This window comes from Agarivorans sp. QJM3NY_25 (assembly GCF_050870875.2).
In the GTDB taxonomy this organism is placed as follows: Bacteria; Pseudomonadota; Gammaproteobacteria; order Enterobacterales; family Celerinatantimonadaceae; genus Agarivorans.
Window position 1 is genome coordinate 3,887,938 of record NZ_CP194041.2, and the last position, 23,010, is coordinate 3,910,947.

Annotated in this window: 30 protein-coding genes and 1 pseudogene; 20 read left to right on the forward strand and 11 right to left on the reverse strand. The window is 44.4% G+C overall.

The features are described 5' to 3' along the window. Positions 1-226: 226 nt before the first annotated feature. From ACRRSW_RS17715 to ACRRSW_RS17725, 3 genes are all read right to left on the reverse strand, one after another. Positions 227-613, reverse strand: a complete 387-nt coding sequence (locus tag ACRRSW_RS17715; protein WP_432451923.1) for a DUF2799 domain-containing protein — start codon at positions 611-613, stop codon at positions 227-229. 523 nt (positions 614-1,136) lie between these two features. Further along, positions 1,137-1,550, reverse strand: coding sequence for an alternative ribosome rescue aminoacyl-tRNA hydrolase ArfB (arfB, locus tag ACRRSW_RS17720; RefSeq protein WP_432451922.1), 414 nt, complete (start codon positions 1,548-1,550; stop codon positions 1,137-1,139). Positions 1,551-1,791: 241 nt separating this feature from the next. After that, complete coding sequence (locus tag ACRRSW_RS17725) at positions 1,792-4,275, reverse strand: EAL domain-containing protein (RefSeq protein ID WP_432460013.1); 2,484 nt, start codon at positions 4,273-4,275, stop codon at positions 1,792-1,794. A 465-nt stretch (positions 4,276-4,740) separates the two neighbouring features. Here ACRRSW_RS17725 and ACRRSW_RS17730 point away from each other — a divergent pair, with 465 nt between their 5' ends. From ACRRSW_RS17730 to ACRRSW_RS17780, 11 genes and pseudogenes are all read left to right on the forward strand, one after another. Further along, the gene (locus ACRRSW_RS17730) at positions 4,741-5,373 is read left to right on the forward strand and encodes a DUF3450 domain-containing protein (RefSeq protein ID WP_432461132.1); all 633 of its coding nucleotides are present in this window, start codon (positions 4,741-4,743) and stop codon (positions 5,371-5,373) included. Position 5,374: 1 nt separating this feature from the next. After that, positions 5,375-5,743, forward strand: a complete 369-nt coding sequence (locus ACRRSW_RS17735; protein WP_432460014.1) for a hypothetical protein — start codon at positions 5,375-5,377, stop codon at positions 5,741-5,743. Positions 5,744-5,806: 63 nt separating this feature from the next. Next, positions 5,807-6,043 (forward strand): hypothetical protein, encoded by a 237-nt coding sequence (locus ACRRSW_RS17740; RefSeq protein WP_432460015.1) that lies wholly within the window; start codon positions 5,807-5,809, stop codon positions 6,041-6,043. Between the two features lie 29 nt (positions 6,044-6,072). Then, positions 6,073-6,492 (forward strand): hypothetical protein, encoded by a 420-nt coding sequence (locus tag ACRRSW_RS17745; RefSeq protein WP_432460016.1) that lies wholly within the window; start codon positions 6,073-6,075, stop codon positions 6,490-6,492. After that, positions 6,493-6,822, forward strand: coding sequence for a hypothetical protein (locus ACRRSW_RS17750; protein ID WP_432460017.1), 330 nt, complete (start codon positions 6,493-6,495; stop codon positions 6,820-6,822). After that, entirely contained in the window at positions 6,815-7,024 is a 210-nt protein-coding gene (locus tag ACRRSW_RS17755) for a MotA/TolQ/ExbB proton channel family protein (protein ID WP_432460018.1), read from the forward strand. Before ACRRSW_RS17750 ends, ACRRSW_RS17755 begins: the two co-directional genes overlap by 8 nt. An 81-nt stretch (positions 7,025-7,105) precedes the next feature. Continuing rightward, positions 7,106-7,435 (forward strand): annotated as a pseudogene (locus tag ACRRSW_RS17760) (ExbD/TolR family protein). Beyond that, positions 7,435-7,821, forward strand: coding sequence for a hypothetical protein (locus ACRRSW_RS17765; RefSeq protein WP_432451915.1), 387 nt, complete (start codon positions 7,435-7,437; stop codon positions 7,819-7,821). The pseudogene ACRRSW_RS17760 and the gene ACRRSW_RS17765 overlap by 1 nt, the downstream one beginning before the upstream one ends. A 32-nt stretch (positions 7,822-7,853) precedes the next feature. Further along, a complete protein-coding gene (locus tag ACRRSW_RS17770; protein ID WP_432461133.1) occupies positions 7,854-8,126 on the forward strand; it encodes an energy transducer TonB in 273 nt (90 codons plus the stop codon). Further along, positions 8,116-8,577: a hypothetical protein gene (locus ACRRSW_RS17775; protein WP_432460019.1), complete on the forward strand. Its 462-nt coding sequence runs from the start codon at positions 8,116-8,118 to the stop codon at positions 8,575-8,577. The genes ACRRSW_RS17770 and ACRRSW_RS17775 overlap by 11 nt, the downstream gene beginning before the upstream one ends. Further along, on the forward strand, positions 8,499-9,323 hold the full coding sequence (locus tag ACRRSW_RS17780; RefSeq protein WP_439037763.1) for a tetratricopeptide repeat protein: 825 nt from the start codon (positions 8,499-8,501) through the stop codon (positions 9,321-9,323). The genes ACRRSW_RS17775 and ACRRSW_RS17780 overlap by 79 nt, the downstream gene beginning before the upstream one ends. Here ACRRSW_RS17780 and focA read toward each other — a convergent pair. Continuing rightward, positions 9,320-10,861, reverse strand: coding sequence for a formate transporter FocA (gene focA, locus ACRRSW_RS17785; RefSeq protein WP_432451913.1), 1,542 nt, complete (start codon positions 10,859-10,861; stop codon positions 9,320-9,322). The two genes, ACRRSW_RS17780 and focA, sit on opposite strands and share 4 nt — an antisense overlap. Positions 10,862-11,049: 188 nt before the next feature. On the opposite strand from focA, the gene ACRRSW_RS17790 reads away from it, so the two are divergent. Continuing rightward, positions 11,050-11,955: a LysR substrate-binding domain-containing protein gene (locus tag ACRRSW_RS17790; RefSeq protein WP_432451912.1), complete on the forward strand. Its 906-nt coding sequence runs from the start codon at positions 11,050-11,052 to the stop codon at positions 11,953-11,955. Between the two features lie 385 nt (positions 11,956-12,340). Here the strand turns inward: ACRRSW_RS17790 and ACRRSW_RS17795 are convergent, their stop codons facing one another. The 3 genes from ACRRSW_RS17795 to ACRRSW_RS17805 form a co-directional block, all read right to left on the reverse strand. Then, entirely contained in the window at positions 12,341-12,676 is a 336-nt protein-coding gene (locus tag ACRRSW_RS17795; RefSeq protein WP_432451911.1) for a DUF3634 family protein, read from the reverse strand. A gap of 331 nt (positions 12,677-13,007) precedes the next feature. Next, entirely contained in the window at positions 13,008-13,580 is a 573-nt protein-coding gene (locus ACRRSW_RS17800) for a YceI family protein (protein WP_432451910.1), read from the reverse strand. Then, positions 13,577-14,152 (reverse strand): cytochrome b, encoded by a 576-nt coding sequence (locus ACRRSW_RS17805; protein ID WP_432460021.1) that lies wholly within the window; start codon positions 14,150-14,152, stop codon positions 13,577-13,579. Before ACRRSW_RS17805 ends, ACRRSW_RS17800 begins: the two co-directional genes overlap by 4 nt. Before the next feature lie 323 nt (positions 14,153-14,475). Here ACRRSW_RS17805 and ACRRSW_RS17810 point away from each other — a divergent pair, with 323 nt between their 5' ends. Both ACRRSW_RS17810 and nhaD read left to right on the forward strand, forming a co-directional pair. After that, a complete protein-coding gene (locus ACRRSW_RS17810; protein WP_432460022.1) occupies positions 14,476-14,652 on the forward strand; it encodes a PA3496 family putative envelope integrity protein in 177 nt (58 codons plus the stop codon). 437 nt (positions 14,653-15,089) lie between these two features. Continuing rightward, complete coding sequence (gene nhaD / locus ACRRSW_RS17815) at positions 15,090-16,337, forward strand: sodium:proton antiporter NhaD (RefSeq protein ID WP_432456146.1); 1,248 nt, start codon at positions 15,090-15,092, stop codon at positions 16,335-16,337. 159 nt (positions 16,338-16,496) lie between these two features. On the opposite strand, the gene ACRRSW_RS17820 is transcribed toward nhaD, so the two are convergent. Further along, positions 16,497-17,384: a LysR substrate-binding domain-containing protein gene (locus ACRRSW_RS17820; RefSeq protein WP_432451907.1), complete on the reverse strand. Its 888-nt coding sequence runs from the start codon at positions 17,382-17,384 to the stop codon at positions 16,497-16,499. Between the two features lie 118 nt (positions 17,385-17,502). Here ACRRSW_RS17820 and ACRRSW_RS17825 point away from each other — a divergent pair, with 118 nt between their 5' ends. The 4 genes from ACRRSW_RS17825 (at position 17,503) to ACRRSW_RS17840 (ending at position 19,566) form a co-directional block, all read left to right on the forward strand. Beyond that, entirely contained in the window at positions 17,503-17,799 is a 297-nt protein-coding gene (locus tag ACRRSW_RS17825) for a carboxymuconolactone decarboxylase family protein (RefSeq protein ID WP_432451906.1), read from the forward strand. A 5-nt stretch (positions 17,800-17,804) separates the two neighbouring features. After that, entirely contained in the window at positions 17,805-18,194 is a 390-nt protein-coding gene (locus tag ACRRSW_RS17830; RefSeq protein ID WP_432460023.1) for a tautomerase family protein, read from the forward strand. After that, positions 18,191-18,673 (forward strand): DUF4865 family protein, encoded by a 483-nt coding sequence (locus ACRRSW_RS17835; RefSeq protein WP_432451904.1) that lies wholly within the window; start codon positions 18,191-18,193, stop codon positions 18,671-18,673. The genes ACRRSW_RS17830 and ACRRSW_RS17835 overlap by 4 nt, the downstream gene beginning before the upstream one ends. 293 nt (positions 18,674-18,966) lie before the next feature. Next, on the forward strand, positions 18,967-19,566 hold the full coding sequence (locus tag ACRRSW_RS17840) for a glutathione S-transferase family protein (protein WP_432451903.1): 600 nt from the start codon (positions 18,967-18,969) through the stop codon (positions 19,564-19,566). Between the two features lie 77 nt (positions 19,567-19,643). On the opposite strand, the gene ACRRSW_RS17845 is transcribed toward ACRRSW_RS17840, so the two are convergent. After that, positions 19,644-19,919 (reverse strand): DUF1330 domain-containing protein, encoded by a 276-nt coding sequence (locus ACRRSW_RS17845; protein WP_432451902.1) that lies wholly within the window; start codon positions 19,917-19,919, stop codon positions 19,644-19,646. A 91-nt stretch (positions 19,920-20,010) separates the two neighbouring features. Here ACRRSW_RS17845 and ACRRSW_RS17850 point away from each other — a divergent pair, with 91 nt between their 5' ends. Beyond that, on the forward strand, positions 20,011-20,913 hold the full coding sequence (locus tag ACRRSW_RS17850; protein WP_432451901.1) for a LysR family transcriptional regulator: 903 nt from the start codon (positions 20,011-20,013) through the stop codon (positions 20,911-20,913). 153 nt (positions 20,914-21,066) lie between these two features. Here the strand turns inward: ACRRSW_RS17850 and ACRRSW_RS17855 are convergent, their stop codons facing one another. Continuing rightward, positions 21,067-21,498 (reverse strand): DUF3859 domain-containing protein, encoded by a 432-nt coding sequence (locus tag ACRRSW_RS17855; protein ID WP_432451900.1) that lies wholly within the window; start codon positions 21,496-21,498, stop codon positions 21,067-21,069. A gap of 159 nt (positions 21,499-21,657) precedes the next feature. On the opposite strand from ACRRSW_RS17855, the gene ACRRSW_RS17860 reads away from it, so the two are divergent. Beyond that, entirely contained in the window at positions 21,658-22,098 is a 441-nt protein-coding gene (locus ACRRSW_RS17860; RefSeq protein ID WP_432451899.1) for a DUF2059 domain-containing protein, read from the forward strand. Between the two features lie 130 nt (positions 22,099-22,228). On the opposite strand, the gene ACRRSW_RS17865 is transcribed toward ACRRSW_RS17860, so the two are convergent. Then, entirely contained in the window at positions 22,229-22,879 is a 651-nt protein-coding gene (locus tag ACRRSW_RS17865) for a 7-cyano-7-deazaguanine/7-aminomethyl-7-deazaguanine transporter (RefSeq protein WP_432456145.1), read from the reverse strand. Positions 22,880-23,010: the final 131 nt, after the last annotated feature.

Genomic DNA, 23,010 nt, shown 5'->3' on the forward strand with positions numbered 1-23,010 from the left:
AGAATAATTGTGCTGTTATTGCAGCTTGGATTTAGCACCTTCGAGTTGCTTAAACTTTGTGAGAAGAGAGCTTTAGTCGGCATGACCTGATAGTTCTATGATGACTCGACAGTGTAGATAAACACCCTAAGTACTTTATCCTGCAGATTCGAGAGATACAAAAAAGATCGCGACTGCGATCTTTTTTTGGGGGCTATAAATAACTGCACCATAAACCATGTGCTGATTAATCGCTAAACATGCCCATAACCTCTTCCATTTGCTCATAATCGTACAGCCCTGCTTGCCAGCTAAGTACCAACTCATCTTCATTACTAAAGTTTACGCATTCTCCACGATAAGACTGACCTGAATTTCCAGCCTGATAGGCAGTATCAACGGAACAAAACTGCGTTAATCCTTCGCTATAACCTAATTTGTAACTGGCAACTTGATCTTGGCTCAAAGCTTTGAGTTGACTTAACTCGATGCTGGTACGTTGATGGTGACCATTCTGTCCGTCAAGCACACCCACTTCTTGCCACTGCTCTTGTTGCACCAAATTACTTAGCGATGCAGCATTAACTGAAGCGGCGATGACGAAACTAAATACGATAAAAATAGACCTAAACATGTGAACCTCCTTGGTGGCTCTGGGTAATCAAACTTCACCTTAAATATAAGACTGCCAGAACCAATAAGTAAGCGACTTTACAAAGCTTTAAGCGCCCTTTACAGTGGTTTACAAATTTTGAAACAGCGCCGTTTACTGAGCTAGAAAACAAATGAGAATTCAGTTTTAAACGCCACCAAAGACCATGAAAAAATGTCCTTTTTTTAATGGGTTTATTCTGCGCTCGGTGGTTCATTAAGACAAAGCTTATAAGATGAAAGGTCACATCCATACGCGATTAGTGGGGTCGAAGACTTGGTCTCCATATGTTTGACTCTTTTTCTTTACCAGCAAGAAACCGTTGTATTTGCTTCACATTCAAAGTCATTCTGACTAGATAAAGGCAAATATCCGCAAACAAGGCAAAACCGGACTGCAAAAATACTGCGGCATTTCAAACAGAACCAAAGCCATGATGAAATCATAGATGCAAAACAAATCATATGAATCAGCGCAGGGCAGCACCGATCAGAACAAGCGCAACTTAATAATTGATTTTTCCTCGCATTTGCTTGGTTTGACCACGCTGAGTCTTCTGATCCATCCGCCGACGTTTTGAACCCAAGGTTGCTCTGGTGGGGCGACGTTTCTTTTGTACCACTGTCGCATCAAGGATCAGTTCTTTTAAACGTTGTAAGGCTTCTTCCTTATTTCGCTCCAAGGTACGATGGGTTTGTGCCTTAATGATAATGACCCCATCTTTGGTAATCCGTTGATCAGATAACTTTAATAAACGTTCTTTATAGAAATCAGGCAAGCTTGAACGCTTAATATCAAACCTTAAATGGGCAGCACTAGAGACTTTATTAACATTTTGACCTCCAGCGCCTTGAGCTCTGATAGCGGTAAATTCCAATTCCCAATCGGCCAAGCTTAGCTTATTAGATAATTCCAGCATTTCTGATTAAACCATTCCTAAAGAGTATTAATCGGGTTCAAAGTCAATTTAACTTGGGCGATTAATGATGACGCGGATAAATGTGTAATCGCGACAGCTGTCGCGCAGACTAGCACTCTAAGTCTATCACTCGCAACCACCTCGTTATGCCAACAACAGCCATTTAAAGCCTAATTGGTACTCGTATTCCGAGAAACAGAGAATATGCGGCTTAAAGTAAAGTGTACCCCAGTTTAAAATGTCACTCACGAGCGCCACCGTCATGAACCAGGCCATATGACTCACTCGCTAAGGGTAACACTCGAGATGAAGATTTGAGCAGCAATTCAAAACTCTCTTGGCTTAAGGGCTTAGAAAACCAATAACCTTGAGCATAATCACAACCCTCGTTCGCTAACAACTGATACTGATTTTCAGTCTCGATCCCTTCAGCGATCACTTTAATGCCCAATTTATGAGCCATCACTATAATCGCTTTACAAACACTCAAATCATCACTCTCTAAACTCAAGTTTTTAATAAACATACGATCGATTTTTAAATAATCGATGGCAAATTTTTGCAAGTAAGCCAAGGACGAATAGCCCGTACCAAAGTCATCTAGTGCCACTTCAATACCAGCCTTGCTTAAGGTGAGTAATTTTTCGTTAACGGTGGGGCTATTATTCATCAGTAAACCTTCAGTGATTTCCATCACAACCGCACTACTCGACAACCCAGCCTCGCTCAGCTCATTGAGCCAAGCATTCACATCACAGCCGCTCTCAAAATACTGCTTGGGGGAGGTATTTATACTCAATTGCACCGCGGGTAAACCTAATTCTTGCCAACGTTGTAATTGCGCGACTGCACAACTAAATACCCAGTTGCCAATATCTACGACAACCCCAGTTTCTTCTGCAACCTGAATAAAATCATCAGGGCTTATCCAGCCTTGACTTGGGTGTAACCAACGCACCAACACTTCGGCTTTGACTAACTGATGATTGCTTAAATCGACGATGGGCTGAAAACGTAAATGCAACTGTTGTTTGACCAGCGCCATTCGTAAGTCGTTCACCAACAAGCGTCGCAGTTGTGCCTGCTCCTGTAAAGATGCTGTGAAATAGCTGAGACGGTTACGCCCTTGCTTTTTGGCGACATACATCGCTTGATCAGCATGTTTTAGCAAGTCATCGATTGTATCTCCATCCTTAGGAGCAAAGGCAACCCCAATACTTGTCGAGATGTAGACTCGTTCAATTCCAAGTTGAAACGGCGTACTCAGCGTTTTTAAGAGTAACTCACCCAAATTCGTGACTCGCTGCTCGCGACCACTGTCAGTGAGTAAAAGGATAAACTCATCCCCCCCCAACCGAGCCACATGTTCACCTTCGCCAATACAATGTTGGATCCGCTGAGCCGCTATTTGCAATAGCATATCGCCCATATCATGACCAAGGGTATCGTTAATCCCCTTAAACTGATCCAAATCTAACAACATTAAACAAACAGACTCTTGCTGACGACGATTAGCCAAGGCGTCACTGAGTAAACGATTAAGCATGCGCCGATTTGGCAGTTTCGTCAGCGCATCAAAATTGGCTTGTTGCCATATTCTCTGCTCCGCTTTTTTGCGAACCTGCACCTCTTTACTCAGGGCTTCGGTACGTTGCTTCACCCGCTGCTCAAGCAACATTCGACTCGTGTACACTTCACTCGCCATAGCATTAAATTTAACCAGTAAGGCTTCTATTTCGGTTGGCATAAAACGTCGATTAACATTCACATACTTCCCCATTTCTCCATGAGAGATGCCTTGAGCAGCTTCCACGACTTGGCAAATGGGACGGATCAACATACAAGCTAAATACCAACTCACCATCCCCACCACAAATACACATAGCAGCGACAACCAAAAGGTAAACTGCTTTAGCTGGTGAGAAGATAAGAGCAATTCAGAAACAGGCTGCACCACCAATACTCCCCAGCCTGTCTCTGCAACTTTAGCAAATCCAGCGACCATTTCTGTTTGCAAATTAGGGGAATAAAACTGACTCAGCCCATCGCGGTGATGTTTAAGCATGATCACCGGCGCTAAACTCGATAAATCTTTAGCGCGTTGCCACCATTGAGCATTAGGGTGCGCCAATACGCGACCATTTTGGTCGACTAAAATCGCATAACCTTGTTGTTCAAAGCTTATCTCAGCTTGGCTTTGCACTAAAAACTCAGTACTTTGCGCCCCGATCAGAAAGCGATCTTCACCTTGATAAATCACCATAAAGATAGTGGCTTGCGGTAATCCTTCGGTCACCACCGCACTATATGCAACTCGAGTCTTATCAGTCCTCGCCTGCGCCATTGCAGTGCGCAGTTGCAACGGTACGTCATCAAAGATATTCAGCGCTTGATCCGCATAAAAAAAACGCTGCCCACGGCTCATCTGCCACTCAAATAAGGCATAGATATTGGCTTGACGTAGCAAAGTAGAAAACGCTTGGGGGAAAGGCTGAGAAGTGATTTGCTGATTGACAGCACTCAGCATTGCTGCGCTGTCAGTGACATAGCGCGACAAGTTAAAACTAGTCGTCTTGGCCAGCAGTCGATGTTTTTGTTGCACACTTGCGATGTCACTTTGTTGAATTCGATGTTGTAACCAAGAACTCACGATCAAAGTCGGCAGCAAAGCCGCCATCATACAAATAATAAACAAAATATATTTGAGGGAAATCCGCCGAGTCATCCATGCCAGCCAGAAATATGCTAATTAAGTTTAACTCTACATCATATTCAGCAAGATGCGACAACTAAAGTTGTGGCCAATTTCAGAACTCATCATAATTCGAGTCAATATCCAATGGATCAGCAGGCATCGACCCCAGCAATTGAAAATGTAGCCCCCATAATGGCTCCAATCATGCAGAGAATTCAGCTTCATCGAGTCATTTTATCTGATACTAGCGGCTTGTTAAGTTATGAGCCTAAACCGATTTTGGCTGGCTTTGGCTCTCTCAAATTAAGGTATGAATGTGTTGGTAACGACAATTGACTATTCATTGCAAGGACGGAGGATATGAATCAATATTTGATGCTATTTACGTTGTTACTGGCCTCAGCGAGTGTACTAGCAAATAAGCAACACTTAATGCCTTCAAAGCTGGCAGATCAACGCCAGCTCCAACAACTTAATCGAAGCTCACAATAGCAAATCGATCAATTAGATGCACAACGTCAAGCGACCCTCAATGAAAAACGTCAATTACGCTTGCAAAGCGAACTCTTAGAGCAATATAACCTGCACTTACATGCCATGCTCCTTCAGCAGCAACAACAGTTACAGCAACTCAAAGGCGATCTCGCGTCCTTAGCCCAAAGCGAACAACATGCCCTTCCCTTGGTGCATCAGATGTTGAATGAACTCACACCATTTGTCGCCAGAGATCTGCCATTTCTGAGCCAAGAACGAGAGCTACGCTTACAGGACCTCGTGCAACTTTTAAACAGAGCTGATATGAACTTGGCAGAAAAATATCGCCAAGTATTAGATGCTTACCAAATCGAAATGGAATATGGGGAGACCATCGAGGCATATCAAGCCATGCTCAACGAGCGTCAGATCAATTTCTTTCGGCTTGATCGCACCGCCTTATACTATCAAACGCTCAACGCACAGCAGTCGGCACTGTGGGATCCAGCGACGCAACAATGGCAAATTTTAAGCCCTACAGACAACCTCAGTTTAAGAGATGCCATCGCTATTGCTTGGGAACGACAAGCGCCTCGCCTACTGAGCTTACCGGTACCACCTCCATCAAACCACATCAACAAGTCGGAATCATAAAATGCATTTGTCTCCGGCCAAATTACTGATGATTTCGCAGCTCAGCTTCAATAGCATCACTTGCTGGGCGAATAATCAACTCAAGCTCACCCAAAGCCAAGCACTAAACCAGCAACGCGAACAGCAATTTGAGCCAGCTCTTCAACAACAACGACTGCGATTACAGCAAACTCGCCAACGTTTAGCGCAGGCTGAAGCCACACAACAGCTGTTAAAACAACAGTTTGTGAACAATGAACATGCAATGAGCCTGAGCCAGCAGCAACTTCAACAAAGTAGTGGCCAACTTGGAAAAGTATTTGAACTGATCAAGGCCAAGGCGACAGAAAACCAAATAGCCTTAGATAAATCCTTAGTGGCAGCAGAGTAGTACCCCGATGCCAGCAAGCGTTTAGACTTTGCCAAGCGTCAAGGTCTTCCCACAGCGACCGAGATGCAACAATTCCCTCGGGTGTTACTGGCACAACTGCAATATTCAGCCAGTATCAGTTTTTTTGATACCGATATAATCGGTAGCGATGGTCAAGTGCAGCGACAGCACTTACTAAGAATTGGTAGCTTTAATATTATCAATCAACAGGGCCAATACTTGGAATGGCAGGCAGCACTAGAAAAATTACAGCTCTATCCCCGCACCCCAAGCAACAAGCCAACTGACAACAACGACTAAAACAAGCCGGTCCCGTAGCTGGGCTAATCATGGTGCTCGCACTAGTCGGCTTAGTAGTCGGTTTATTCCGTCTTTTCATACTCTTACAAAATGAACGGAGAGTACGACAACAATTAAATCATCCCCAACAGCTGTCTGCCAATAACGCCTTAGCTCGGGTATTAAGCGCCGCCCAAGGGCCAAGCTCTCGCCTAGAGGACTTAGAGCTACGTATCGATGAAGCAATATTAGGCGAACTACCAAAGATTGAGCGAGGCCAAAGTTTAGTCAAGTTGTTCGCTGGGCTCGCTCCGCTACTGGGCCTACTCGCCGCTATTCCCTTGTTGTTTTGCCGTAGCCTGATGAGCGCTCGCAGTCGAATATTACTGCAAGTGATTCAACAGAAAGGTTTAGCGCTGCTTGCTCAGCAACACCGACACGAACCGTCCAGCAATGCTGTCGACCAATAAATGATGAAGCATGGCCTGATGTTGCTGCACTCAAGCCTCGACAGCCTACATCTGCTGTTGCATCTCGGAGGGTGGGTTTTATCGTTGTTACTCGGCCTCTCGGTATTACTAGCGAACCTATTATTGGAACGAGACCGGTTTCGACTGATCAGCTATCCAGCCCAACACAAGGCTTACCAAACTCAACTAAAAGGCCTAGAACACCGCGATCAATGGCTTAACCTACGCTGCGATATGGAACTTAAACTGAATCAACACCTGAACTTAATCAAAACGCTAATCAGTGTGTCCTTTATTGGGCTTGCTCGGCACCGTCAGTGGCATGATTGAAGTCTTTGACAATATGGCCTTGGCGGGCAGCGCCGATCCACATTTAATGTCTTCAGGCATTGCTCGGGCAAGTTTGCCCACGATGACAGGCATGAGTATCGCCGTCATCGACTTAATCAATTTTACTTATATTAAACGCTGGACCACTCGCAGTAAGTTAGCGCTGCAACGACGTCCAGCAAATATAAAAAGGGATGCCTAGATGAAACGGCGCGATATCATCAATAAACCGGAAGAAGACGCCGAGACCAACATGACGCCAATGCTGGACATCGTATTCATCATGCTGATTTTTTTCATTGTCACCAGCAGTTTTGTCAGACCAAGTAGTATCGAAGTGAATCCTCCAAGTGCGTAGACTGGCCAATTACAAAATGACTCGGCCAGCCACTTAAGCCTAGCCGCCGATGGTAATATTGAACTCGATGGCCAGTGCACCGACCTACGCTTGGTCAAGACAAAACTTCAGCAATTAACAACGCAGCGGACCAATTTTGCCATCTTAGTCGAGGCCGACCAACAATCCACAACCGGGCAATTGGTGGCACTTTTAGATCAACTTCGCTTAGCCAAAGTTCCTTATCGCCTAGCAACCCAAGCGAGTCAACCTTAATGTTACGCCTTTTATTCGCCTTTCCCGCAGGCCTGCTCGTAGCGGGCAGTTTTTTTGTATTCCTGGCTAACATCTCGGGACTCAAACAAGTGCCGCTCCCCCAAGCGCAACCCTTAGCTGCTATACAGTTATTTGCTCAACGTCACAGCCGCAAGCCCGAATTGGTTCAGCGTCGACCTCTGGTACCGCCTCATTTAGCGCCAACCACAACGGAGTTTCATTTCAGTCCACCAGCAACCAGTGTTCACCAAACACAAGCAAATATAGAACTCTCGGTTTCAGCGATCGCTCTCCCCCTCGCTAAAGTTAGTCTTAGCCCCCTTAAACTACCGGCTCTTACCGCAAGCGTGACCAAGGCCGAGCTAAGCTCCCCAATAACCTACTGAGCGAAGGCAAGGCGCTTCGCCTCATACTCGGAATTCAACCGAGCTACCAAGTAAAACCGCAATATCCTTTCAATGCGCAACGACGCAACCTCAAAGGCAAGGTTGAACTAGAATTTATGGTCGGCTCCGATGGCAGAGTAAAGGCTTCAAGCATCAAAGTACTAGCGGCCGAGCCTGCCCTGATATTCGAACAGGCTGCACGCCGTGCCGTGCAGAACTGGCGTTTCCCCATTAAGTATCAACAACAACGGTCAGTAAGCTTTATAACGCGCCAGCTGATTGAGTTTAATTTGCATGAACAGTAAATACTTAATCGTACTATCAATTATATTTATTTCATTTAGCAGCAATGCGGCCAAATTAAGTCAAAGCGAAAGCCGTCAGCTACAATCCGCACAACGACTGCGACAACAACGATTCACAGAGGCCGAACACTATCTCAAGCAGTTAAATCATCAATATCAACAACAAAAACGGGCTTACGCACAAACCGTTGCTTTGCTTTATCGAAGTCAAGTTGCTCTGGAACAGCAAACTTATGCTCAAGCGCTCAACAATTTGCAAGAGGCTTACCATTTACAGCAACTTTCCGATGACCAACAAAACAGCACTCTCTACCAAATTGCGCAGCTACAATTACAAGAGCAGCAATGGTCGGCCGCCATTACGTCTTTTCTTTGGCAAGCACAACAGCTCCCCCCCCCCCTGTATTGGCCGATAGTGAATTTTACTTGGCGCAGGCGCATGCTCAGCTAGGACATTGGAATAAAGCAGAACAACACATCGCTCAAGCTTTAACCAAACAACCCGCGGTGCCTCCTTTAATTTGGCTACCACTGGCTGTCAGTATTTATAGCCAACAACAACACTGGCCTTTAGCCATCAGAGTGCAACAGCAAGTATTATTGAGGCAAGGACAGCAACTTCAAGCTTATCTGGTTCTGGTAGCACTGTTACAACAAGCACGACAGCCCGATAAAGCGCTGGCTTACTTACAGCAAGCCTTTCAAGCCAACTTATTTGAAAATAGCGAACCCTACCTTTTACTCAGTCAACGATGGCAAAGCCAAGGCGCGCCTTATCAAGCAGCTTTGGTATTACAACAAGGCATGCAGCAAGGGCGCATGGCAGGGCAAGCCAAACTACGCCAAAAACGCTGCCAATTATGGCTAAGCGCCAAAGACTACCCGCAAGCTTCCAGCTGTTTTAGTCAATCGCTCAATCTTGAGCCGAGCAGGAAACATTATCAACAGCTCGCTTATGCACAAGCGCAACAAAGGCTATGGCAGCAAAGTATCAATAGCTTACAGCGAGCGCTTGACTATCCCGACACCGAACCAGCCCACAACTACTTGAACCTCGGTTTGCTCTATCTGGAATTGCAATGTTATCCCGAGGCCGAGCAGGCATTAAAAAAGGCGGGAGAATCATCTTCAACCGCCTCTATCAGCCAACAAGCGCTGCGCTATTTACAGCAGCGACAAACGCTTAGTTTACCTTAAGCTACTGATGATTCAGCAACTGCTTTAAAAGTCTCGGCTTCAACTTTGGCTGGCGCACCGAGTGCTGGACGCAAGGCTTTCAGTACTTGATGACGAGTAACAACACCGACTAACTTACCGTTATCAACAACAGGGAAAATCTTCGGACGGTAAACACTGCTGTTACGTAGCCGCTCTTCAAGTGGTTGATGAGTGCTGCTCAACAATACACCTGAATCAGAAACGGGGTACACTTGAGCAACATCAACACTCATATATTCTGCTAGTTTAAGTAAATTATGATTAGGAGCCACGGTCATTACGTCCTTTTGCATGATACTTTCTACGTTAGTCGCACTTGGTTTGCTGTAATCTTCCAGCCATAACTTACGTAAAATTTCTAATTCAGAAACAAACCCAAGTAATTCCATCTGTTGATTCACGACCACAGAGCCAAACAAGCCATTCGCCAACAATGCATCACAGGCTGTCGCCAGAGTCATATCCGGGCTTAAGGGGGTGGTTACCGGTGACATAATGTCGGCAACAGTCATCGATTTTAAGTTTTGCATAGTTGGTTCTCCGATAGGACCAGAAATTTGATTTGATAAAACAGATATAGAACTTGAATGGATTTTTGCTTGTGGCTTACGGTGGTAGATTGACCAATAGCCCAAGCCCACAATCACTGCGCCACCAATGATGTTACCGATAGTGACTGGAATGACGTTGTGCCAAAAAAAGTTTGACCAAGTAAGATGAGCAAAAGCGCTGGATTGAATCCCTAAATCGCTCCAAAACGATGGTTCAGCCCAAGTTTTAATTGCGATCCCTAAAGGCACCATAAACATATTGGCCACGATGTGTTCAAAACCGGTACTCACAAACATCGCCACAGGCAAAATCACTAATGCGCCCTTGGCTGCACTCGACGTGGTACTAAAGGTCATCCATACCGCTAAACACACCAACAAATTACACAACATTCCCAACAATACGGCTTGCAAGAAGCTGTGCTCTAATTTGTGTTGTGCGATCGCCAAGGCATTTAAGCCCCACTGTCCATGATCCAATTGATAAAGCTTGGCGCCACTGACAATTCCAACCAGTAAGATGGCACCAATAAAGTTACCTAAATAAACCTTGCTCCAGTTCGCGAGCATCTGCCGAGTATTCAACTTACCGTTGGCCCGAGGAATAATAGACAATACCGTACTGGTAAATAACTCACCGCCACAGACCACTAGCAGTACCAAACCTAAACTAAATGCTAAACCTCCAAATAGGCGGTTAAAGCCCCAGCCCAATTGTTGTCCTGAGCCAGTGGTCACCGTAATGTAGAAAACGAAAGCAAGACCAATAAATATTCCTGCGCTAATTGCTAAACTCAAAGTTTTACCAGTACTGCCACTCGCCTTCTTATAGGCATACTGTTCGGCGTACTGTGTCATTTGATCCGGGCTTAAAGCAGCATTTGAAGCATGAACAGGCAAGGCACTTGGCTTACTTGTTGATACTACAAATGGGGCATTAAAACGCTCGGGTTGCTGTTGATTCATTCCCACAAAAACCTTTATTGAAAGCAGCTCAGCCGCTCGGTAGCTAATCGTGACACTACCTTAAACAGATAATTGCTCCGCAGTAAGCGCATAATTTTTATGACCGCTATCAAAACTATTGATAGCACTTAGCTTTACTATGCTAGGCTTGAAAGTTGGCCGTCATCCGATACTCACTGGAGTGATTAATGCGTTATTCCCTAAAGCAATTAACCGTGTTTGAAGCCGTTGCCACCCATGGTAGTGTCAGCGCAGCAGCTGAACACCTCGCATTAACCCAGTCAGCAGCCAGCATGTCGCTCGCACAATTAGAAAAACTGTTAGGTAAACCCTTGTTTGACCGTCGAGGCAAACGGATGGTATTAAGTCAATGGGGTCTATGGCTAAGACCCAAAGCCAAACAGCTATTACTCGATGCAATGCAAATAGAAGAAGGTTTCGAAAACCAGCACTTGGTGAGTGGTGAACTACAACTTTGCGCCAGCCAAACCGCAGCGGAACACTTGATCCCCGACCTAATTAGCGCGATCGATAACGATTTCCCTCAATTGAGAATTAACTTTTCAGTAGAAAATACCGCTGAAGTGATCAATGGCCTAATTAACTACGACTACCAACTTGGGGTCATTGAAGGGCGTTGTGATGACGACCGTATCGCTCACCACATCTGGTGTAATGATCACTTAGTGATTGTTGCCGCCTCCCACCATCCTTACGCCAAACTCGAAAAAGTCAGCATTGCTCAGTTGGAGCAAGCACGTTGGGTATTACGTGAGCCCGGAGCAGGCACACGACGAGTATTTGATAGTGCCATTCAAGGCACCATCGAAAGCCTAAAAGTGCATCGCGAATATGAGCATGTACCGGTGCTTCGTTCTTTGGTCGCTAACAATAGTTATCTTAGCTGCCTGCCCTATCTGGATGTGATAAAAGCTTTAGAGCGTGGCGAATTGGTCGTACTCAATGTACCTGAACTTAACATTGAACGCTCACTGTCTTTTATTTGGCGGAACGATACACCAGAAAACCCGCTGCGCGACTTAGTCATTACGGAAGCAAAAAGAATGTTTAAGTTACGCACCTCTCACCTATAAACAAAAGTCACTTGTATATTGAGAAAAAGCACTATACACTAAATGCGAATAGTTATCATTTAATATATGGTGCTTTATGAAACATCAATTGACTCTCGCAGCATCGGCTGCAACATTATTTATAGCGAACCCAGCTATGGCCAACCATGGCTGGCCAGCAAAAGAACTCTCAACCCTCGAAAATATAGCGCTCGCCTTATCGATGATGTTCTGCATGATATTTTGTATATGGTTGATAAAAACTATTAAACGCGCTCTAAATCAGCCTCATCTACTCACTTTACCCAAAAAGCTAAAGCGCTAAAAAGCAGCCATATATCACAACAGTTGAAGTGATGGGTCGATAACATCACCAGAGTAAAAAAGCTCGGTAATAGGCCGCAGGCTAATCGAGAAAAACGCTACTGCTGGTCTCTGAAGTTTTTTGACTATAAAGTTTGTGCGGAAATTGTTTTTCCAAATAGATCTGGTCTGCCACATCAATAGACGAAGAAAAATGCAAATGTAATCGTTGATTGCTTTCAATCCCTTTGATTAAACCGAGTACTTTCCTTCCCCGCATCATTTGGCGGCAATCATAAATAAATGAGCTCGGTAGATGGCCTTTGATAACATTCACTTTGCCAGAGCGTAGCTCACAGACAAAAGTACAATGAATATAGCGCAGTCGATAAACCAATACCGCAGCGATGACTAAACCAAACATAATACCAATTATCACACCACACTCCTTGTGTTGAGCTTTCAGCTAATCCGTTCTACATCGCTCAGCTATGAAGATAAAAAACTCAATAAGAGTAAATGTGATGCCTCAGAAAGACAATGGCAAACATAAATTTTTGGCTATTAATCAAAAATTTATGTTTTTTTGATAGGGGGAACCACAAATAAATAGACTGAAAACCGTTTCAAGAAAATACTTCTCCATCGCTTAAAAGTCACAACCAAGAAGCAGAGTAGGTTTTGAGAAAATAATGCCCAAGTGAAGTTTAGATATTTCACTTGGGCATCTTAGCTAGGAGGCTATGCTGCGCATTTAGGCTACAACAGGATTACTTTTTACGACCTTCAATCACTAAATCCATTTCTACAGAGGTGGATTTAGGGCCTAAATTCATCGGAATACCATAATCTTTCATCACTAACTGGGTTGAACCAACAAAACCAGCACGGTAACCACCCCAAGGGTCTTTACCTTCACCAACTTTGCTCACATCAATCACAATATCTTTCGTCACCCCGCGTAAGGTAAGTTGACCGTACAACTTGCCATGTTCTGCATCACTGGCCTCATACTTGGTGCTCACAAAGCTGGCTTGCGGATATTTATCAACCTCTAGGAAGTCTCCACTGCGGATGTGTTTATCACGCTCAGCGTGATTGCTATTTACCGATTTAGTATCAATATTAACTTTCACCTGAGTCGCCTCTGGAGCAGCCGCATCATAGCTAAATTCACCATCGAAAGTATCAAAGCGTCCAACCACAAAACTGTAACCTAAGTGATTAACCTTAAAGTTAATCGAGGCATGAGCGCCTTGGGTATCAATGACATAATCTGCGGCACTGGCCGGTAAAGCGAACATGCTTGCCGCAAATGCAGCAGCAATAAACTGTTTTTTCATTTTTTTATTCCTTTCATTAGTATACGAGCGGGTTTCAACATCCTAATTAATGTTCGGTCTTTATCTACAAAGTGGTGTTTTACAGCAGCCAAGGCATGCCCGGCCGCCAAAGCGATTAAACTCCAAGCAAGAAACGCATGTACTTTGCCTGCAAATTCTTCTTGCTGAGGAATACCATGCAAGGTAGCCGGCACTTCGAACCAATCAAATACAGAGATGGGACGAGCATCGGCAGTGGAAATCAAATAACCAGAAACCATCAATACAAACATCACAGAGTAAAGCAGAAAATGCCCGACTTTAGCGCCACGTTTTTCCAAGGGATGATGGTTTTCAAGGCTTAAGACCTGAGGATTTAAGTAGCGCCAACATAAGCGAAAAACCATTAAAATAAACAATAAGATCCCAACACTTTTATGGATCATCGGCGCGGTTTGATACCAACTCGAGTAATAGTTCAAATCCACCATGAACAGGCCCAAACCAAACAACATCAGCACAATGATGGTGGCGAGCCAATGGATCATAATCGAGATGAAACCATAGCCATTGGCGGTATTACGAAACTGCATAACAGTCCTTTTTGTTGCTTTAACATTTTCTAGTGGATTAGCATTACCGATAACGCCATCTAATAAAATCGAATTTAATGTTAAGGAATGTTCTATTTATTAGAAGCAAAGATAACAGCAAGACCACATCACACCACATTCAGCTACAAAGGTAATGGAATTCCTGACAAAAGCAAGCTCGACCCACTACGCAAAAGTGTTAAGACTTAACAAAAGCTTCACTTTCAAGGCTATACTTTTAAGGTACATTTTTCGTATCTCACAACAGCCAGAGATAATGAGAGCGCGCTTGAACTCGATGAAGTCAGTGTTGGAGCAGATTTATGACACAACCAAGCTTTGACGATATGGACGAATGGGACGAACTAGACCTACTCCATAACGCAAAAAGTCATAAAACTCAGCGGGACAAAGCCAAAGCTCGTCGCCGCATTGATGAATACCACGAGCGTAGGCAGTTACAACGCCATCTCGATCAAGATTATGATGACGACTACTAATCGGTAGTAATGCAGACCTTTTATGTAACAATCAGGGAAGCTTCGGGCTTCCCTGATTTTTAACGGTGAAGCAAAAAAGCAGCCAAAATCTTGGCTGCTTGAGTCCCCCTGATCAACTAAGCTTATCATCCTCGCTGAGTTCCTCTCTAACCTCCCAATTAAACTACAGCCAACCGCCCTTTGTTACACCAACCCACAAAGCTCAACACAATTCAAACACCCACAGCGACAAGTAAATGAATAAGAAGAGTTTTGTAAAAAAAATGGATCTAAAATGCTACAAGGCTTTTTCTGCTGGCACTTTAGTCCTATAATTCGCCGTCAATTTATTCTATCAACAGCGCTTCTCCATAGCTGTTTGCCGCACTCATTGGCCGACGATCGCTTTAAGCAATGCCGACCCATTAGCTAATTAACAAGGAAAAAAGATGTCTCCAATCTTAGAGGTAGTACTAATCAGCTTCGCCGTACTGGCGCTGTTAGGTGTAGTTCTAGAAGATGTAATTCACGTCAATAAAGCCAAGGTCACACTGTTTTTGGGGACTTTGGCCTGGATCCTGTTATTCATCTTTCAGGGACAGGGGGAGCAGCATCAACAAGTCATCGATGGGCTTGGGGAAAACATCTCAGAAATTGCTGGATTATGGCTATTCCTTGTGGCGGCAATGACCTTCGTAGCCTATTTAAATAAAAAAGGTATGATTGAAAATCTTATCTATTTTTTCTTACCAAAACAAATTAGTGAAAAAGCGCTACTGTTTCTAACTGCTGTCTTCTGTTTCGTTTTTTCTTCCTTAGCCGACAACATCACCGCCACACTCGTTTCGGTTACCTTGATCCTATCGCTCAACTTAAGCCGCAAGAAAACCCTGCGTTTTGCCACTCTGGTGGTATTTGCAGTCAACTCTGGTGGGGTAGCATTGATCACCGGTGATGTTACAACTTTGATGATTTTCCTTGCCAATAAGGTCACCATTACCGATCTATTATTACTGTCGATCCCTTCGTTCTTCTCGGTATTACTGTTAGCACTAATGCTCTCTGTTGGCATGAAAGATACGATTGAAATCAAACGTCATATTACCGAAGTTCGCAAAGTAGATGCGGTTATTGCGATGATCTTTCTGGCAACTATTGTTTGTACCATTTTTGGCAATGCGCTCTATCAAATCCCGCCTGTGCTTAGTTTCCTATTTGGCATGTCGTTAATGTTCCTCACCGCCCGCTTCTTTAACGAAGACCAAGACGAAGATTCGATTTTGGAATACATTCGAGTCATTGAATTTGAAACCCTACTATTCTTCCTCGGGATCTTGCTATTGGTTGGCATGCTGAAAGAAATAGATGTACTCGACCAGCTGGTTTCGGTATACGAAGTCTTACCACCAATCGCCGCTAACTATCTAATGGGCGCAATGTCTGCCACCATCGACAACGTGCCACTCACCGCGGCCTTATTGAAAGCCGGTATTAGCATGTCAGCGCCAGATTGGCTGGGTTTGACTTACGCAGTTGGTGTGGGCGGTTCCTTACTGGTGATCGGCTCAGCTGCAGGCATTGTTGCCATGAGTAAAATTGATGGTTTAACCTTTGGTAGTTATTTACGCTACTTCCTCTATTTGCTGATTTCTTACACCGTGGGTTATGCCGCAGTGTATTACTTTAGCACGCTAATGATGGGCTAAATACTGGCGCAATTTTGAGTGCCATTTGTGATTCATTAAAGCAAGGGCTGCCCTGCTCAGGGCTGCCCTGAGACGAACCATTGACTAGGCTTAAATACTTGATCGCGAGCCTGCATCATCACCATGCAACAAACCTCACTCACCATCAACAATGCGGGCTTAAGCCGGCAACTTTAAACAGCGACTAACGACTTGCTGGCGCACAATCTCTCCTAAGCGAACAACTTCCGGCTTTTCCGCTCCCTCGGTGCGATGCATTAATAATCCTAAATTCCCCAAGGATGGCAATAAATCATCAATGGCCAAAAGGCTGGCTGGCAAGCCAATGCTGGTGCGTACGGTGACCCCCAAACCCGCCTCCACCGCAGCCCAGATTCCATTCAAACTCTGACTGCTATAAACCACCTTCCAGGGAATTCCCGCTTTATCGAGTGCTGCACTGGCCTTCTCCCGCATTAAGCAGGGTGCTTCAAACATCACCAAAGGTAGGGCTTGTCGACGTCGCAACAATGACTCCAGCGACAAGTTAGGATGGCTTAACCACAGCAAGGGAAGCGCACCCAAAACTTGTTGATTAGCGCAACTTTGACCGGCATCCCAGGCCAGCGCTAAGTCATATTGCCCTTGCTCAATGCCTTGAACTAACTGTTGATTACGGGTCACACTAGTACACAATTGAACTTGCGGATAAGCGCGACTAAATTGTCCCAGCACTTGAGTCAGAAAGCTCTCAGAAAAGTCTTGCTGCATCGCAAAATGCAGCTTCCCGGTTAACTCGGGAACCACCAAAGCCGCCATCGCTTCATCATTTAATGCTAATAGGCGTCTTGCATAACTAAGCAACTGCTCTCCACTATCAGTCGGCAACAGCTGGCGACCTGATTTTTTAACTAAGGGACAACCCGTCTGCTGCTCTAACTTCTTTAATTGAGCGCTCACCGCAGAACTTGAACGATGTAAGCGCTTGGCAGCAAGCGCGAAATTGTTTAATTCCATGCCCAATACAAAGCTACGTAAGGCCTGAAGATCTAAGGTTTGTTGGCTCATTCAAATCATCCTGAAATTCAAAACAATTAATCAAAAATGTTTTGATTTTATGTATCAACACATCATGCCAGAATCAATGGGTATTTCAAGTAGCAACCCCAAAATTCGAGGAAAGATCATGAACAACACCGAACAACTATTTCGTTATGCCCCAAAATTAAAACAACTGAGCGAGCAAGTCTTATTTGCTGATGTTTGGCAGCGCCCCTTATTAAGTCCACGAGAGCGCAGCCTTATAACATTAGCGGCACTGGCAGCTTTAGGCCGAACCGAACAACTGCCGTTTCATTTAACCCTGGCAGAAAAAAATAGCTTAACCAAGGAAGAGCTGGGGGAACTCTTCACCCACTTGGCTTTTTACGCAGGTTGGCCAGCGGCGGTCAGTAGCCTCTCTCGTATCGAACCACAGGGGTAAGTTCCATGCCAATGGTCAGAATATCTTTACCCCGCGGACACAACCGCAGCTACAAACAAAAGCTCAGCCAGATCCTACAACAAAGCTTAGCGTCTTGCTTTGCAGTACCGACCAATGATTGTTTTCAACTATTTGATGAATATGAGAGCGAGAATCGAGTCATTCACCCCACCTATTTGAGTCCCGGCAGAAGCGATGATTATGTGCTCATTCAAATCACCGCTGGGCGCCCGCGGAGCAGCCTGCAAAAACAAAACTTGTACCAACAATTGGCAGAGCAGTGTCAGCAACAATTGGACCTCGCGCCTGCCGATTTAATGGTGGTCATTTGTTTCAACCACGCTGAAGATTGGTCTTTTAGTCAAGGTCAGATATTCACTACGGAGGCTCTATGATAGCCATGCAATATCGAATTATCCTTCCGGCCGATTACAACATGGTCAATATTCAAACAAGGATTAAAGAAAAAGCCCATCTACTCGATGGCTACCCCGGATTAGTATTCAAGGCCTATTTATATTCAATCAAAGATAGTCCAGACTACTTCAGTACGGTCAATAGTTACGCCCCTTTTTACCTATGGAAAGATACCTCAGCAATGGCGAGCTTTTTGCGCAGTCCTGGCTTTGCCGCGTTGAGTGAGCAATTCGGTCGCCCTTCGGTGAAAAGCTGGCTACTTGAAGGTGAAATAAAGATGCCAGAGCAGCAAGCTTACGCTTGTATCGAATCAACAAGCACAGATACAGCCGATCTGATTGGCTTCGACTGCTCTAACTGGTCTTCGCTGAAGCTGAACTGGCTCAACCAAGCCAGCACCCAGCCAAGTGAGCAAAAACAATATTACCAAATTGGCTATCTCGCTCGCGGCCAATAAAACTCAGCACTTGCGCATCAGCAGTCATTTATCTGCTGATGCGCCCGCAATCACTGCCTATTATCATCCTCCCAAGCAACGACCAGTTCACGGTGAGGTCAGTTAGTATTCTTCATTTTCAGCTTTCTACGAGTCCTTTCCTATGAGCATCTATCGTTTGTCGATATACGTTCAATTCCTTAAAATCCTAATGAAAGTGGTAATATGAGTTTCTCCAACAGCCTTAAAATAGGAAATTCCCTTGTTAGCATAAAGGACTTTATTGAATCAACACTTATACTTTCGGAGGAAACATGGAAATATTGCTGTATAGCGCGAAAGGATCAAATAGCTCGCAAAGAGTAGAATGGATCCTCAATTTCAAAGCTATCCCACACCAAAAAATTGAGCTTAGCGCCAATGAATTGGCAACCAGCTATCGAGCCATTAACCCTTTTGGCTATGTTCCCTCCTTGGCTGTAGATGGTTTTGTATTTTCGGAATCGATGGCTATCGCCGAATATCTAGAGGAAAAATTTCAGAACGGTCCTTTACTTAGTCAAAATATCAACCAAAAAACCAATATTCGTCGTGTTTGTGAATACGTAAACTCAAGTATTCATTCACCTCAAAATAGAACTGTGCTCAAATTTTTTCGTCCTGAGCTCGATGAACCATCTAAACGAAAACTCCGCGGAGATTGGATTATACATTGCCTTGAACGACTAAGCGCAACTCTCTGTAATGAATCGGGATATGCTATAGGTACACACTTTAGTCTGGCAGATATATTTGTAGCTTCAATATACAAGAAGGCGTTGCAACATGCTTGTATCGAAAGTGAATTTTACAATCAGCACTTGCTGTTCATTCGAAAAAACCAAAGAGTAGCGACCTCGGAACCACCAACATAATCGGCTAGCCGGAGGTCTTTCACCTCCAGCTAGCGCTGCCTACCTCGGTCATGCCACTCCGGCGGTTTAAATCAAATTTAAACGAGATGAAACTGACTGCGCATCCCTTGCTCTCGGATTGGAATAATCGCTTGATATGCTGCACTGTTATACCAATTTTGGGCGCTTTTCTTGTCTGGAAATTCGATGACGGCTTTAATTGGGTGCTCAACTTCACCATGTAAGCTCTCTATTTCACCTCTGGCGATGAAGTGCCCACCAAAGGCTTTCAATGTTTCAGCAGCTAGGGCGCTGTATTTTGATAGTTGCGTTTTATCTATAGGGCTCACATCGACGATCACTAAACTTGTCATTTTCTAAATCCTTAAATGATTGAGTTGACATAGCTTATGCTTACGATTAACACTAAACAATAACCCAATAATTAACTTACTGTTTAAATTTATGAACAGCGTAAAATTAGCGCCTTTACTATTAATTTTTGTTGAAGTGGCCAATCAACGTTCATTTACAAAGGCGGCTAACAAGCTTGGCCTGAGTAAGTCGGCAATTAGCCAACAAATTAAGCGCTTAGAAGAAACAACCGGTCAACAATTATTGATACGTAATACTCGAGGTCTTGTATTAACAGCCGTTGGAGAAGCGTTACTCGCCCGCAGTGAATTATTTAGCGAACAACTAAATATGACCTTAATTGAGTTAAATAGTGCCAAATCGCAGCCTAGCGGTAGCTTTAAAGTATCCGTCCCTCCGTTTTTTGAGCAACATATTGTTATTCCTGCATTAAAACAGTTGAGTTTAGAGTTTCCAAAACTTCAGCCTGAAGTTCTTGTCACGGGAAAATGGCAAGATCTGATAGAGCACAACCTAGATGCGGCAATTTTTGGGGGAAATATAAAAGACTGCAGCTACCGAGCACTATCAATAGGAAAGGTATCAGAGATATTAATCGCTTCACCTCGCTACATCACACAACATGGTACTTTAAAAGATGTTGAACAGTTAATCGAACAGCAGTTTATCGCGACCCCTTGGCAACATGATGAATTGCAATTATTTGATAATAATCAAGCCAATAAACGACAAGTGAAAGTGACACATCACGCCCGAGTAAATACACTGGCAACAGTACTTGAGATGGTATTGCATGATATGGGGATCGCATTTTTTCCGGAGTTCTTAGCACAATCTCATCTCGCTAACGGACGAGTCATTCGAGTGCTACCAGAGGTGAGAGGAAAAGCTTGGCATTTTTATTTTTTACATCAATATAAAGGCGAGAAACCAATACATGTCACTCGCTTCTATCAATTATTCCGTCACTACTTCGCCAAGGCTAGCCTATAGCGATAACTGCTAGGCATTTTTATCCACTCGTGATTCAAGCGCAGCCTCCCTCGCTTTTAGCTAACAAATAAACGACCGAAAAAATAGCATGAAAGCCAGTATAATAGTTCGGCGAGGGAGCGTAATGGCTAATGCTTGGATACAAGTAAACACTCACATCCCTCGGCGACGATAAAACTGCTGTGGATCTCCGGGTTGGTCTTGGTAGAGTTCAAAGGATTTATCGGCAATCAGCTGGCCAGCCAATTCGATGGTCATTCGCCACGTCCCCAGCTTATTGCTCACTGGTGGCCAAATTGTATCCCCTAAATAGAAGTCCCAATCGTTATTGCGCACATATACTTCCCCATCAAATGGAGGGCGGACTCGACCATGATCATCTGGAATATTAGGATGATAAATGCAATAACGTAACTTTTGCCCCTTGGCTTTTTTGATATTCACAATCAAGCCAAACTCGACATCCACTTGCGCGGCAACTCGCTGCGTAAACTCAACAATTTGTGGTAGCGCCTTGGCCTCACTATCCCACTGATTATAAATTCCGTAACTATGTAGCTTTACTTGAGGTTTCGATTTAGCCATGGACACCTTTTGCAGACTTAAAAATCATTTATTCTAGCCTAAACGAGGCTAAAACTGCCACGCAGATGCTTTCCCCCTTGGTCTAGACAGTGTAGGCTTAGTCCTTATCAAGTGCGACTTTGTGTTGCCCACACTCTCATAGTAATCAGGGATGACCTTATGAAAACCTTTATCGGTGCCGCCTTAATCATTGCCAGTTTCTCACTACAAGCGACCCCCGTTGATGACCTGCTCGCACTCAATGATAGTGAACAACAAATGGCAGCGATCCGCAGTAATCTAAACAAGGCATTAATGCGACAAAATCCGCCCTTAAAAGACTTTCAGGCAATATTAAACGAATGGGCCAATAATTATCTGACCTGGGAAGAAATGAAACCCAAAATTGCCGAAGTCTATTTAAAACACTTCACCGATGAAGAACTGGCGCAGTTGGTTGCATTTTACAAGACCCCTTTGGGACAAAAAACTCAAGCGCTCAACGCAACGCTAATGCGTGAAACGGCTGTCGCCAGCGCGCTGGTCGCCAAGCAACATCACGGTGAACTCGAGGCCATGTTGAAAAAAGCAATGGCAGCCAAACAATCGGGCCAGCCCTAAGCAAGCACGTTATTTTGACGGGTAGGCATCCAAGCGAGCAGGCCCGCCCTAAAACTTAAAGACTCGGAATCTTCTAATAAGAGCTGTAACCAGCTCTTTGGCGATGACTCTCAAGCCATGTTGCGATTAATTAGGCGGGACTAAGCACTGATAAACGGCTTTGTAAGAAGTGCAGCAACATACCGTATAGCGGCACAAATAAAGCCAAATTAACTGCTAACTTAAAACCATAATCAACCCATGCTATTTCAAGCCAATGTTGCGCCATAAAGGCATCACTACTGGCATAAAAAGCCACCCCGAAAAACAACAAGGTATCCACTACATTGCCGAATATACTTGAGGCTGTCGGTGCTATCCACCAGCGCTTTAAACGGCGTAAACGGTCAAATACCTTCACATCCAATAGCTGACCAACCGCATAGGCAATAAAACTAGCGAGCGCGATCCGTGCAACAAAACTATTCCAAGTAAGCAAGCCCGCTAAACCTTGAAATTGGCCTTGATAAAACAACACTGAAACCAGATAGCTTACTAGCAGCGCCGGTAACATAGCCGAGAAAATGATTTTCCGTGCGCGACTGGCACCAAATAAACGCACCGTTAAATCGGTGGCAAGAAAAATAAACGGGAAAGTAAACGCACCCCAAGTGGTGTGAAAACCAAAAATAGTGAAGGGAAGTTGAACCAAATAATTACTGGCAGCAATCGTCACAATGTGAAACACAGCCAAGATAAAAACACTGCGGCGTTCAGCCTCAGATAATTGTAAAAACCACATAATAGTACGACCTATCTTTTTGATAATTGGGGTAAGAGAACCCAAGGGCGCAGGATTATTCCACAACAGTGAACGCTCTGCAAGTACTAGTGGCACCTAGACCTGCAACTTTTTAGCACCTGATTCGCAAT